Source organism: Shewanella sp. 10N.286.48.B5 (genome assembly GCF_002874355.2).
Taxonomy (GTDB): Bacteria; Pseudomonadota; Gammaproteobacteria; order Enterobacterales; family Shewanellaceae; genus Shewanella.
Genome location: NZ_MCVG02000001.1, coordinates 3,459,743 through 3,472,116 on the forward strand (window position 1 = coordinate 3,459,743; position 12,374 = coordinate 3,472,116).

General features: G+C 42.7%; 13 protein-coding genes. All 13 read right to left on the reverse strand.

What is annotated here, in order from left to right; all coding sequences use genetic code 11:
• Position 1: 1 nt before the first annotated feature.
• The 13 genes from BCU57_RS14745 to mshL all read right to left on the reverse strand — a co-directional run bounded on the left by BCU57_RS14745 (position 2) and on the right by mshL (position 12,364).
• Positions 2-478 carry an MSHA biogenesis protein MshP gene (locus BCU57_RS14745; protein WP_102439999.1) on the reverse strand — a complete coding sequence of 159 codons (477 nt, stop codon included), beginning with the start codon at positions 476-478 and terminating at the stop codon, positions 2-4.
• Positions 468-1,334: a PilW family protein gene (locus tag BCU57_RS14750; RefSeq protein WP_102440000.1), complete on the reverse strand. Its 867-nt coding sequence runs from the start codon at positions 1,332-1,334 to the stop codon at positions 468-470. Before BCU57_RS14750 ends, BCU57_RS14745 begins: the two co-directional genes overlap by 11 nt.
• Positions 1,334-1,861 carry a prepilin-type N-terminal cleavage/methylation domain-containing protein gene (locus BCU57_RS14755; protein ID WP_102440001.1) on the reverse strand — a complete coding sequence of 176 codons (528 nt, stop codon included), beginning with the start codon at positions 1,859-1,861 and terminating at the stop codon, positions 1,334-1,336. Before BCU57_RS14755 ends, BCU57_RS14750 begins: the two co-directional genes overlap by 1 nt.
• Positions 1,851-2,354 carry a Tfp pilus assembly protein FimT/FimU gene (locus tag BCU57_RS14760; protein ID WP_102440048.1) on the reverse strand — a complete coding sequence of 168 codons (504 nt, stop codon included), beginning with the start codon at positions 2,352-2,354 and terminating at the stop codon, positions 1,851-1,853. The genes BCU57_RS14755 and BCU57_RS14760 overlap by 11 nt, the downstream gene beginning before the upstream one ends.
• 188 nt (positions 2,355-2,542) lie before the next feature.
• Entirely contained in the window at positions 2,543-3,055 is a 513-nt protein-coding gene (locus tag BCU57_RS14765) for a type II secretion system protein (RefSeq protein WP_102440002.1), read from the reverse strand.
• Between the two features lie 471 nt (positions 3,056-3,526).
• Positions 3,527-4,054: a prepilin-type N-terminal cleavage/methylation domain-containing protein gene (locus tag BCU57_RS14770; RefSeq protein ID WP_102440003.1), complete on the reverse strand. Its 528-nt coding sequence runs from the start codon at positions 4,052-4,054 to the stop codon at positions 3,527-3,529.
• A gap of 122 nt (positions 4,055-4,176) precedes the next feature.
• Positions 4,177-4,782 (reverse strand): prepilin-type N-terminal cleavage/methylation domain-containing protein, encoded by a 606-nt coding sequence (locus BCU57_RS14775; protein ID WP_102440004.1) that lies wholly within the window; start codon positions 4,780-4,782, stop codon positions 4,177-4,179.
• A 130-nt stretch (positions 4,783-4,912) separates the two neighbouring features.
• Positions 4,913-5,431 carry an MSHA biogenesis protein MshF gene (locus BCU57_RS14780; RefSeq protein ID WP_102440005.1) on the reverse strand — a complete coding sequence of 173 codons (519 nt, stop codon included), beginning with the start codon at positions 5,429-5,431 and terminating at the stop codon, positions 4,913-4,915.
• A 37-nt stretch (positions 5,432-5,468) separates the two neighbouring features.
• Positions 5,469-6,686, reverse strand: a complete 1,218-nt coding sequence (locus BCU57_RS14785) for a type II secretion system F family protein (RefSeq protein WP_102440006.1) — start codon at positions 6,684-6,686, stop codon at positions 5,469-5,471.
• Between the two features lie 2 nt (positions 6,687-6,688).
• On the reverse strand, positions 6,689-8,443 hold the full coding sequence (locus tag BCU57_RS14790) for a GspE/PulE family protein (RefSeq protein WP_102440007.1): 1,755 nt from the start codon (positions 8,441-8,443) through the stop codon (positions 6,689-6,691).
• Positions 8,440-9,735: a tetratricopeptide repeat protein gene (locus BCU57_RS14795; protein WP_102440008.1), complete on the reverse strand. Its 1,296-nt coding sequence runs from the start codon at positions 9,733-9,735 to the stop codon at positions 8,440-8,442. The genes BCU57_RS14790 and BCU57_RS14795 overlap by 4 nt, the downstream gene beginning before the upstream one ends.
• On the reverse strand, positions 9,732-10,664 hold the full coding sequence (locus BCU57_RS14800; protein ID WP_102440009.1) for an ExeA family protein: 933 nt from the start codon (positions 10,662-10,664) through the stop codon (positions 9,732-9,734). Before BCU57_RS14800 ends, BCU57_RS14795 begins: the two co-directional genes overlap by 4 nt.
• A gap of 23 nt (positions 10,665-10,687) precedes the next feature.
• Entirely contained in the window at positions 10,688-12,364 is a 1,677-nt protein-coding gene (gene mshL / locus BCU57_RS14805) for a pilus (MSHA type) biogenesis protein MshL (protein WP_102440010.1), read from the reverse strand.
• Positions 12,365-12,374 lie beyond the last annotated feature (10 nt).

Below are 12,374 nucleotides of genomic sequence, written 5' to 3' on the forward strand. Positions count from 1 at the left end.
ACTAATCACCACGGGCTTCTACCTCTACTTGTCGATTAACCCGCAGGCAATCTGTTGTAGCCGCATCGCCGCTACAATTACCGGTTTCACAAACTGCATAGCTAAGAATGCTATATTGGGTCACGCCGTTAGCCACCGTAGGGGTACAAATCACTGAAACTCTACAGCCGTGAAAACCAACGGTTGATGGCGCTATCCAATCGTGGCGAACTGAATTACAAACACCAACGCCACCAGCAACCGGAAATAAACTTGCTAATTCAGCATCTGCGCCGCTATTGGCGGCAAATAAGGCTCTGGCGCCCCACACTTCGAGGTTCACAGCATCATCGCTATCTTCCAGCATCCGAATTAATGTGCCAGCCAGTAAAAACATGACAATTAAGACAAAAATAGCAATCACCAAGGCGCTGCCTCGTTGACGTCTTGCTATTAAGCCACTAGCGCTTAGTGCCTTGTTTAAGGGGTTATGGAACATTCGTCACCTTAACTTGATGCTGATATTTGAACGTTTCGCCATTAACACTAAATCTGGGTTCAATATGGACTATGGCATTTCGCATTAGGTTTTGTTCAGTCAGTTTAATAGCAGGCTCTAGTAGCAGATTGTTACTAACATTTTCTGCCATCAATACCGCAGTGCCCATTTGCGATGGTGCGGGCTGACTCGCTATATAGCCATAGTCAGCGTAACGATAAAGTTTTACCTCACTATTGCCTATAGGGCTTTCAAAACAATAACTAATAGGCTGACTAGCAAAGTAAATTCGCTTAATTGGCGACTGCTCGGCAAATTGAGCTAGGCCAGTAAATGTTAGCGTAAGCACATTGGCTGAACTTGAACTTGATTGCAGTTCAAAGCGCTTGTTTCTGCTAGCTTGATATACATCGTTAACGCCGCTGCTATTGCTAGCGAGTGGATAAACCAGCGCATATTGCCCTGCGTTAATGCTAATGCCATTATCAATCACTGTGCCGCTGACAAGGGCATCATCAGGGTAAATGGGCAGCTCAAGGTAACTGGTGCTGGAATCAATGGGCAATAATTCAATACATTGATAACTGCCACCTGTTGCAGTGCGTAATCTGACGCTATTTGGCACTGCATTACGAATATCACGGGTCATACGCTCAACCGCAAAACGGCTTTGGCTAAGCACTTGATCAATTGAGCTTGATTCAACAAAAATACGGGTGCCAAAAATAATAAAACCGCTGACTCCAACCACCAGTATGCCCAAAATCAAAATGACGGTGACCATTTCAATTAAGGTAAAACCGACCTGTTTAGCGCCTATATTTGATAAAGGTTTTGCCCGTTGCAGTATGCCCATTAGTAATTACTCCTAACCGCTTGGTAAGTGATCACTTCACCAGCAGGTGTAGTGACATCTACAGTAATTAATTTTTCGGCTTGGCCGTTAAGGTATGACACATCAACTTCTAACTCATAGCCCAAATACACTTCGGCGTAGGTCTGGTTTGAGTCAAGCATGAGACTGCTAATATTCAAGCCTTTGTAATCATCCACATCATTGAAATTATTACGGCTTTCACCGTTTGGCCCCAGCGTGGTTGAACAAGCTACCCCAGCAGCAGAATTACACGCTGGTATACCACCATTTGGATCGGTATTTTCATCAAAGCGCTTACCCCAAATCTCATTCATCACCGAATGGGCAAGCTCAGCAGAGCGAACCCGTGAAAGTGTTTCAACGGCGCGATCGGCTTGGGGTAACAGCATTGAAGTCATCAGTACAATAGAAATGCTCAACACAAGCATTCCCACCACTAGTTCAATCAAAGTAAAACCTGATTTTTTAGTTGTAAAAGCATTAAATGGGGATAATTTATAAGCCATGAATATAGCCCTCAGATTCCATTGCAATACCTAAGGTTTCATCGGCTACCGCATTAAAACACAAGCCTGAACAATTGATGTTTGAGCGGCCATAATTATCAAAATCTAAAAAGAAGGTCGTCGCGCTTGTACTGGCCAGCTCGATATAAGCGCCACCCTGAAAAGCTTGTTCCACTTCTGTTCTCAACAGGTTTGCGGTATTACAGCTTGCGGAGGCGGTGTTAATCGTTTGCGAATAGTGGCTAAGCTGATAACCCGTTGGCGACACACTAATACGATAACAACGATCGCTATTATTCATTGCTCTTAACTGCACTTGGCGCAGCTCACTAATAAATTCGTTTCGCAAAGAATACGCGCTATAGCTGGACTGGGGGATGAGCCTTGGGATCACAAACACAGCAATAATCCCTACGATTAGAATCGTAGTCACCAGCTCAACTAAGGTAAAGCCACAATGAAGGCGTTTATGTTTAAGCCCGAGTGAAAAGATCGTTACCACCTATCAAAAAGTAAATCAGTTATATAGTATGGCAAAATATAGCATAAACGTCTTGATATCCTTTATTTAAATTGCCATTTAGCCTATTGATAATGTTAGCCAGTAATCAGCTTACATACTGGAATCGTGCCAATAAAAAAGCCTGCAACAGCAGGCTTTAGTTTATCTATTCTTAGATATTAACAATCTGAAGCTGTTGGCATTGGTAAAAAAACATCATTGTCATCTGAAACACCACTCACAAATGTTGGAGTGCTGCCTTCCGTTTGTGATGCTTTATATTGAATAAAGCAGTTTGTTGGGGCACCTTCTTGTTGGATTTTAACAGTCCCATCTGTGTCCGAAATATTCCACTCAGGTGAGTTTAAATCTACTGCATGCTGAATTGCAGCAGCCGTACCAGCTAAGTAACCATATGCTGTCGCAACTGAATTGCTAGGGTCAGTTTCATCGCCATCACTGATACCAATATCAACCGAAAAGGTCGGCTCTTTTTCTACGCCCGTTAATGCCGCTTTTGAATACACTAAGCTATTAGCAGCTTGAATCGCTGCTTTAGCACCTTGTAACGTTGATACACGAGCATCACCTTGCAAATTGATAAATTTAGGCGCTGCGGTAACCGCTAAAATACCTAAAATAATGATGACTACCACTAATTCAATTAGTGTAAAACCTTGTTGTTTTTGCATAAATACGACCTATAGATACGACAATATAAAATATGGATGCCTACGTTTTTTCCAAACTTACTGCGCTTGAGTCAAGCAAGGTAAGTGGCTAAGCAATGTTCTCTGTTTAATCCTTAATGGCGAGACTTGTTAGATAAACAACCTTTACCTAACAAGGGCGTCAATTATCTCACTTCGTCAAATTTCTGTCCCGCATAACTCGGTATCAGTTTGTATCATTTATATTTAAAGCAGATAGCCTTGTTGCTTTTGCATAGATAATGACACTGAATAAAACAGAATTATTTAAACATAAAATCAATACCTTACCGACTTATCAACTTATCAACTTATCAACTTATCAACTTATCAACTTATCGCCACGATTTTATTACCCATCATGTGTTACCAAGATTACACAGCTGCAAATTATTTTCTTTTAAACACAAAAAAGCCTGCAGAAGCAGGCTTTTAATGTATTCAATTGTCAAGTTAACAATCAGATGCATCTGGAATAGCTGTATATGTTGGTACTTCAGTAGCACTTGCTGCGGCTTTATAAGTAAAGGAGCATGTTGAAGGTGCACCCACTTGCCAGAAAGTAGCTGGTGTAGTTGTTGTATCAACAATCCAATCTGTAGTCAGGCCATCAGCAGTTGGATCAACTCCTTCACCAATACTGACTTCTAAAGCATTTTGAAAGTCAGCTAGCACATCTGCTGTTAAATAACCATAGTCAGTTGTAACTGTAACTGCAGTCGAAGGAGTTGCCGTTGCATCACCACTAATAATGACTGCTTGAGCAGTACCCTTTTCTTGACCAGCCAACGCTGCCTTTGAATAAACCAGTGTATTAGCACCTTGAATTGCTGCTTTCAAACCACTTAATGCAGAAACTCGCGCATCACCCTGCAGATTAATAAATTTAGGTGCTGCGGTGACAGCTAAAATACCTAAAATAATAATCACTACCACTAACTCAATTAATGTAAAACCTTGTTGCTTACGTTTGATTTGCATAATGTCGACCCTCTTTAAAAAATAAAATTTATGGCATTTACAACATTACTGAATAATCCTTATTCAGTAATTAACTGTTACTTCCTAGTGTGATTAAGGCTTTAGTTACCTTAATCAATAAATTAATCGTTGCTAAAGCTTAATACTTGTCCTGTGCCTGGATTATAAGTCACACCTTTTGCTCCAGCGGTATTTAAGCTCGGTGTTGGCGCCGGAACACCTGTATTGGTATTCAAGGTTAATGAAGCAATTTGATGATAGACACAAACATCAATACTTTGAACCACTGAGCCATCGATACCGGTAGCCGTTCCGCCAATACCCTTTTCAACTTTTACTGTGTAGCGTAAATCACGCGCGTCTTCAGTATAGATGTCGTTACGAGGGGCACTTTGCAGCACACTATTAAACACTTCCTGACACGTTAGGTCAGTCATTGCTGTAACGTCAGTATTTGTACTACCTGTTGGAAAGCCAAAGCGAGTATCTAAAGAAACAACCGTGCCATCTAAAATCACAGATGTATTACGACGACCGTCAACTTCCCACTGGGCGCGAACAAAGCCAACAGCAGTCGCTAAACCACCGGCAACACCTTCGACACTGGCGTTTTGCGCATCTTCAGTGACATTTAAAAAACGTGGAATTGCGGTTGCCGCTAACAAGCCTAGAATGACAATAACAATAACCAGTTCGATTAAAGAAAAGCCTTGTTGCTTCATTTTCATATAAAATACCTCTATTGAGACTGACACCTGTTTTAATTGCAGTCTTATTACCTATTGTTAACTAGCTAAAGCTTATATGTAAACAAATTTTAGCACTTAATGTAGATTAAACACCTATATCGATTAAAATTTAATCTGACCCGGTAAAAATAACCCGCCCCGATGAAACCTGATAACTAATGCTACCACTTTGCGCTGTAGCGAAATGACAAATCTCTAATTCGGTTTGGTAATTTACCTTAACTCCCATATCTAGCAAGTTGCTTGCCATCAATTGTTGCCATAACTCAACACAACCCTGTGCGGAGGCGGATTTTAGCATTGGCCAGCCAAAAGTCGACATCAAAATAATATTATCCTCCCCAGCCAACTTATCATTTTTAAGTTGTTTAGCTGAACCTGACGCTAGGTTTTCCCAACTTAACTTCAAGCGCTGAGGCTTGCCCTGACTAAGCCACTGGCTTTTTACCATCGCCAGCACATACAGCAGCCGATTATGTTCTCGGTGGATACTTTGAGCGCCGATACTCTCGACGCTTGTAAAATGTTTCGCACCGATAACAACCATAATCACGAGCACTAAGGTGATGCTGATAATACGGATATAGCTCTTAACCAAATTATTTTCTGATTGCTGTTGTTTTTGCATTATGCAATTAACTCAAACATTGTGGCGTTATGCATTGTTAGCCACCTTTGACCACATTGAGCATATCCCACATTGGCAGATAAATACCCAAGGCCAAAATTAATACAATGCCTGCTACAAAGCCAATTAAAATCGGCTCTAATTTGGCGGTTAAATTCTTTAAATCGTAATCCACTTCACCTTCATAAAAATCAGCAGCATCATTAAGTAATTTATCGATTTGACCGGTTTCTTCGCCTACTGCCACCATCTGCAGCACTAATGGTGTAAATAAACCACTGTGGTTTGACACCCTTAGCATTGATTCACCAGATTCAATTCCGCGGCGCATGGCAACAATACGGTCATGCATATAACTATTATCTACGGCATCTGCCACTAAACTGAGCGCTTGAGTCATAGGCACACCCGCTCCCAACATCATCGAGAAACTGCGGCAGTAGCGCGATAAGGTTGAGCGTTCAATGATTGAGCCCACCGCAGGAATATGTAATTTCCATTTGTCCCATTGTCGCTCACCTTTTTCGGTGTGATGCCAATATCGAATGCTGACAATAATGGCTACTAAAACCACTGTCATTACATGCCAATAATTAACAAATAAATTAGAGGTGTTAATTAAAATTTTAGTTGCCCACGGCAGTTCGGCGCCAAAACGGGAAAACATAGCTGCAAACTTTGGAATAACCATGATGTTCAACACCACCATGGCAATACCGATGGCTATCAGTACGAATATCGGATAACGCATAGCTGACTTTATTCGGCGGCGAGTCTCTTGCTCTCGTTCGATATAGCCAGATAACTGAATAAAAGCATCTTCCAATTTACCGGTGTTTTCACCCACATGAACCATAGAGATAAACAGCGAATCAAAAATATCTTGATGCTGATTCATGGCGGCAGATAAAGGGCGACCTGAGGTTAATTGCTCTGAAATATCATTAAGGGCATCTTTCATTCGTTGGGAATGCGTAGTTTCAGCCAAACCTGCAATAGCACGCAAAATTGGAATGCCAGAGCGAGTTAACGAATACATTTGCCGAGTAAAAATTTGTAGCTCTTCTAATGACACTTTTTGAGTAAAAATACCGCCAAGATTAAAAGGCTTGGTCGGTTTTACTTCACGCAGCTCAAGGGGAATAATGCCACGAGACATTAACGCATCTGCGGCGCTATTCTCGTTAGCTGACTCAATTAAGGCAGTAACGGCAGCGCCTTGGGAGTTTCGTCCTCGATACTGGAATGTCGGCATAATTAGACCCCTGAAGCAATATTATGCAGAGCGGGGGGCTCCATTCGCAGCTCACTGACATCTTCAACCAGTTTGGCTACCTCTTCTATGGTTGTCATGCCATTAAATAGATATTCAAATGCTGAGTCTGCCAGCGGCACAAAACTTGGGCTTTGCTTGGCGGCATGGGCAAAGTCTTGCGGGTTACCGGTGCGCATCGCATCCACCATGGCATCATCAAGCTCAAGAATTTCAAAAATACCTATACGACCACGGTAGCCGGAGCCATTACAGCTTTGACAACCTGTACCTACTTTAAAGTTGGCTTGGCTAGGATCTTTTTTGCTTACGGCGTTAATCCAAGCTAATTCGCCTGCTGTAGCTTGGTAATCAGTCGCACAGTTCGCACATACGCGGCGCACTAACCGCTGGGCAATAATCACCCTTAGCGCACTGGCAACTAGGTAACTGGCTGCACCCATATCGAGTAAACGTAGCGCACTGGTAATGGCATCATTGGTATGCAAGGTCGATAACACAAAGTGACCGGTTAATGCGCCTCGAAGGCCAATTTCGACGGTTTCTTGATCACGCATCTCACCCACCATGATGATATCGGGATCTTGACGTAAGGTGGTACGTAGTACATTGGAAAAATCTAAGCCTATCTTATGATTTACCTGTACTTGGTTAATCCGCGGCAATTGGTATTCCACCGGATCTTCAACGGTAATGATCTTAGTATCAGCTTTGTTCAACTCACTTAAAATGCCATACAAGGTGGTGGTTTTACCGCTACCAGTTGGCCCTGTCACTAACAGCATGCCGTGAGGTCGCTTAATCTGTTTACGAATGCGCTGCAGAATATGATCCGGCATACCGGTTTCATTCAACGTCAGTAAGCCTGCTGATTGATCCAATAAACGCATTACCACCGACTCACCATGATAAATCGGCATGGTAGACATACGTATATCAATTTTGTGGCCTTTTACCTCTATATTAAAACGGCCATCTTGTGGCATACGCTTTTCAGAGATATCAAGTCCAGCCATTAGCTTTAAACGCAGTACTAATGCTGAGGCAATATTGACTTCATCTAAGGTGTTTTCATGTAACTGACCATCGATACGCTGACGAATACGCAGTACTTTTTCACCGGGTTCAATATGAATATCCGAGGCACGCATTTGCACAGCATCTTCAAAAATCGACTGTAATAATTTAACCACTGTGGTTTCATTATCACTGTCACTGTTGGTGATACTGGCCAAGTCGAACATGTCATCTGCGGCATATTCTTCTTCTAATTCACCCGCGATTTTTGCAATTTCATCGGTGCGTCGATAGAGGTTATCGAAGGCATCCAGTAACTGTCGCTCTGGCGTCACCGCAATGGTCAATTTTTTCGGTGCTACAAACACTTCAAGGTGATCGATTGCTTGTAAATCAGCAGGATCGCTCATCGCCAAGGTCACACTGTCCGCTGTGGCTTCAACGACTAAGGCGCGATACCGGCGCGCCTGTACTTCAGGGATCAAACTGACCACTTCAGCAGGAATAGAAAGACGACTGATATCTAAATAAGGCAGATTAAGCTGCTGGGATAAAAACTTCAGTAATTGATCTTCAGTAATACAGTTAAGATCAATTAAGGTACGACCGAGTTTTTTACCGGAATTACGCTGCTCCGCTAAAGCCTGCATTAACTGATCGTTTGAAATAATGTGTTCTTGAACTAGTAGATCGCCCAAACGCATTTTCAATTTAGGTTTCATTGGCTACCTCCTAGTTGAATTAAACGCTGCTCTATATAAGTCATAGCACCCGTTGATAAACCTCTATATGACATTGCCTTTCGATAAGCATCTGCCGCCTGAGGGTATTGTTGTTGTGAATCTAACGCATAAGCTAAGCCCATCCACCAGCGCGCTTGCGAGGGTTCAATGGAAAGTAATGAGCGATAAGCCGCTTCTGCCAGTGCAAATTGACCTTCTTGTTGTGCAATATCACTTTGTAACATCCACTTGTCTCTGGCCCATTCGCTGTTATCGTCTATCTCACTCAAGGTATTGAGCGCTTTATTGGGACTAAACGCGGCGATTTGCACTTTTGCCTTTAAGATGGCTAATTCAACCTCTTCAGGAAAAAGGCTCACCCCTTGGGCTAAAATTTGCTCGGCTCTGCCTAAGTTATTGACTGAGTAATACAGCGCGGCGAGTTGCTTTCTTGCTTGATGCATAGAAGGCTGCAGTACTAAAGCTTCATAATAATTTTTAATCGCTTGATCAATTTTTTGCTGCTGCTCAGCCACTTCTGCTGCGTCGAATTTTTTCTTCGCTAATTGTTCATTAGTTAAGGTCACTTCTTTAACCGCCATGTGACCTTTTTGATTTACATTGGCCACGGTTGCACTGCTGCTTGAACGGCGATGTTGGGCAAAATGCACTTTTACATCCGCCGTTTTATCAGCCACTTTGACGGCTTCAGGCTCAACCAGCGTTTGGTGTTGTGTTACTGCCTTAGCTTCTGCGCTGAGGCTTGCTGGCTCACTAACGACTATGTCTTGTTGCTCAGCTAACGCTACATTTACTTGCTCTACATTTGCTAGCTTTGATTGCTGGTTAGCATCAGTTTCATTTAGCTTACTTTTATTTAGATCACTTTCTTTTAGCTCAGTGCCTGCAAGCTGATCCGAGGCTTTAATCTCAGCCTCAGTAATATTATTCTCAGTCTCTTGCTGCGCTATGGTTACCTTCGCACTGGCATTGCTAGTATCAGCCTTAGACTGAAGATTATGCTCAGCCAAAGGCTGCAGGTTTTGTAATTGCTTACCTTGTTGATAAAGCATGAAGCCTAATATCAACATGGTAATTATCATCACCAGCGCGATGAATAAGCCTCGGTTCGCCCCCATTGCTGAGCCAGATGTTGATTCTGGTTGCAACTGACTGTGGAATTGCACTTTGGGAGTAACAAAAGCCTCAGTCGTATTGGCAGCGCCATTTTCATCTACTGCGGTTTGCTGGCGCTTATCTAAATCTTTTAAAACTTTATTTATTACGCTCATATTGACTCACTTAAAACAGCTAACCAGTCAACATCGACAATATATAAACATGTCAGTGATGCGCTAATAATTAATATAAAAAATACCCAAGCATTTATGGTATTGCTGGGTGATAGATGTGTGGCATCTTCAGTATCGGCAATGGCTGCGCGGCAATGTGATGTGCTTATTTGCGCTCGCCCTTCGGCATAACACAGCAACATGGCTTTATTAGCAATTACATTAACTAACCGTGGTATGCCTCTTGCCGCTTGGGCGATTAATTTAATGTCTTTATCACTAAACAAACCTTTGCCTTGGTAGCCTGCAACACTTAAGCGATAATTAAGGTACGCTTTAATTTCATCCCATACTAATGGCCTAAGGCTATAACTAAAGGTGATCCGCTGTTTTAGCTGCCGTATTGCTGGGTCTTGTAAGCGCTTATCTAGTTCTGGCTGACCAAACAACACCACTTGAATTAACTTGGCGCTTTCAGTTTCTAAATTGGTAAATAGCCGCAGCGTTTCTAAACTGTTATTAGGTAAGGCTTGAGCTTCATCGAGCACCAGAATCACTTTAAAGCCTTGGCTGTTGAGCTCAAGTAAACGGCTTTGAATTAAGCTGGTAAGTTGCTGCTGATTGAGGTTTTCAGTTAATAAAACCCCGAGCTCCGCCGCTAACGCCCAACGAAGCTCGTCAGGGGTTAAATAAGGGTTCGGTACATATGCGCAGTGATAATTAGTCGGTAAATCGTTCATCAGCTTACGACAAATCAGCGTTTTACCTGTCCCTACCTCACCAGTTACTTTAATAAAGCCTTCACCATTAGCGATGGCAGTTTGCAGCACTTGTAACGCCTCCACATGGGGCGTCAAACCAAAGAAAAACTGTGTATTTGGCGTAAGCGTAAACGGTAACTGACTCAGGCCAAAGTGCTGCTGATACATAATGTTTGCTCGTGCTTACATCGCTATTCTTGCTCTGGGTACCAACGATCTAACAGGTCTTTTGAACGTTTTAGCTCATTGGTCCAGGTGTCTGCGCCAACAACCGTAGGCTTAAGCATAATGATAAGCTCGGTTTTTTTGGTTGATTTACTGCGGTTGGTAAATGCTTCCCCTAAGAAAGGAATATCACCCAGTAGCGGCACTCTAGAGACGATTTCAATATTCTCGCTCTTCATTAGGCCACCGATCACCACCACATCACCTGATGACGCTTTTATCACAGTGTCAGATTCACGGATTTCACTTTGCGCTAATGGCAACTCTAATGATGAGCCACTCACTTTAATTTCTTTGATTTGCTCAGACACATCAATCACTGATGGATGAACATGCAACAAGACATTGCCTTCACCATCAATTTGCGGGGTCACATCTAAGGCTATCCCCGAAAAAAATGGCGTGAGTTCAACTTGCGGCGTGGTCACTGGCGTTGTTCCTGCAACCGTGGTTGATGATACGTCAGTAACAAAGTACTCATCATTACCCACTTTGATCACTGCTTTTTGGTTGTTAGATGCGGTCACCCGAGGGCTTGAAAGTACATCTACATCCCCTTGGGTATCCAGCAGGCTTATCATGGTGCTAAAGTCGGTACCGGTTAAGCTGACAGAGGTCACCCCACCTATCACATTAGTAATTTGATCGCTTAAGCCATTACCCGGTGAAGTGCCAAAACTAATGTCTGTGCTACCTGCATGGCCTAATACGTTATCCCATTGAATACCTTGCTGATAACCATCAGATAAGGTCACTTCTAAAATCTTGGCTTCCAGAATAACCTGACGCTGTAAGTGGGTTTCTGCAATATTTAAAAAGGTGCTGACTTGGCGTAGCTCGTTTGGAAAAGCCCTCACAGTTACTAAGCCAGCTTGAGGGGTAATCACCACTTGGCGTCCACCACCGGTATCGCCAATAATTGATACTAAGGTTTTTTCTAGCTCACCCCAAAAATTTGACTTGGTGGTCGAGCGAATAAAGGTGCCGTTGGTATTATCGTTACCATCGTTATTGCTATTATTACTGCTGTTATTTGAGCTATTGCTATTACTGTTATTTGAACTATTGCTGTTTGAATTAGAGTTTGAGTTGTCATTACTATCTGAGATACGGCCAGAACTGACAGAGGTTAGTGATAAGCCTTCACGTTCCATATAAATATAATTTAACGGATAGGTTTCAGTGCGCATGCCCGCTGGGAAGATCCGTAAAATACGGCCATCTTGGCTAACTTCATAACCATAAATGTCTTCAATCACTTTAATCACTTCAGAAAGCGTCACGCCATTGAGCGATACAGAAATAGAGCCCGTCACATCAGGATGCACCGCCACACTTAAAGGGGTGCCTTGGACTAAACTTGGGAAAAACACTTTTGCATCAACATCGTTAGCAGACACATCAAAGCGGCGCTCAGTCGGTAAAGATGCACTGGTTCTGCCAAGGGAACTTGAACCATTTAATTCACGCTGCACATCTTCAGGCATTTGCGCTGGCGGCGGGACAATATTTTGCGCCGCTTGTGCTTGCTCAAGAGATTGACTCAGCTCACTTTTAGACGTGGTTGGATCGGGTCTGTCTGTGGTTTGACAACCTAGCAAACATAGAGATAGCAGAGGGGTTATATACTTAATTACATTCATTGTTATTGAT

Bases quoted from the DNA above. Each gene is read 5' to 3' on its own strand.
- BCU57_RS14745 (WP_102439999.1), bottom strand. From the start codon at position 478: ATGTTCCATAACCCCTTAAACAAGGCACTAAGCGCTAGTGGCTTAATA.
- BCU57_RS14750 (WP_102440000.1), bottom strand. From the start codon at position 1,334: ATGGGCATACTGCAACGGGCAAAACCTTTATCAAATATAGGCGCTAAA.
- BCU57_RS14755 (WP_102440001.1), bottom strand. From the start codon at position 1,861: ATGGCTTATAAATTATCCCCATTTAATGCTTTTACAACTAAAAAATCA.
- BCU57_RS14765 (WP_102440002.1), bottom strand. From the start codon at position 3,055: ATGCAAAAACAACAAGGTTTTACACTAATTGAATTAGTGGTAGTCATC.
- BCU57_RS14770 (WP_102440003.1), bottom strand. From the start codon at position 4,054: ATGCAAATCAAACGTAAGCAACAAGGTTTTACATTAATTGAGTTAGTG.
- BCU57_RS14775 (WP_102440004.1), bottom strand. From the start codon at position 4,782: ATGAAAATGAAGCAACAAGGCTTTTCTTTAATCGAACTGGTTATTGTT.
- BCU57_RS14780 (WP_102440005.1), bottom strand. From the start codon at position 5,431: ATGCAAAAACAACAGCAATCAGAAAATAATTTGGTTAAGAGCTATATC.
- BCU57_RS14785 (WP_102440006.1), bottom strand. From the start codon at position 6,686: ATGCCGACATTCCAGTATCGAGGACGAAACTCCCAAGGCGCTGCCGTT.
- BCU57_RS14790 (WP_102440007.1), bottom strand. From the start codon at position 8,443: ATGAAACCTAAATTGAAAATGCGTTTGGGCGATCTACTAGTTCAAGAA.
- BCU57_RS14795 (WP_102440008.1), bottom strand. From the start codon at position 9,735: ATGAGCGTAATAAATAAAGTTTTAAAAGATTTAGATAAGCGCCAGCAA.
- BCU57_RS14800 (WP_102440009.1), bottom strand. From the start codon at position 10,664: ATGTATCAGCAGCACTTTGGCCTGAGTCAGTTACCGTTTACGCTTACG.
- mshL (WP_102440010.1), bottom strand. From the start codon at position 12,364: ATGAATGTAATTAAGTATATAACCCCTCTGCTATCTCTATGTTTGCTA.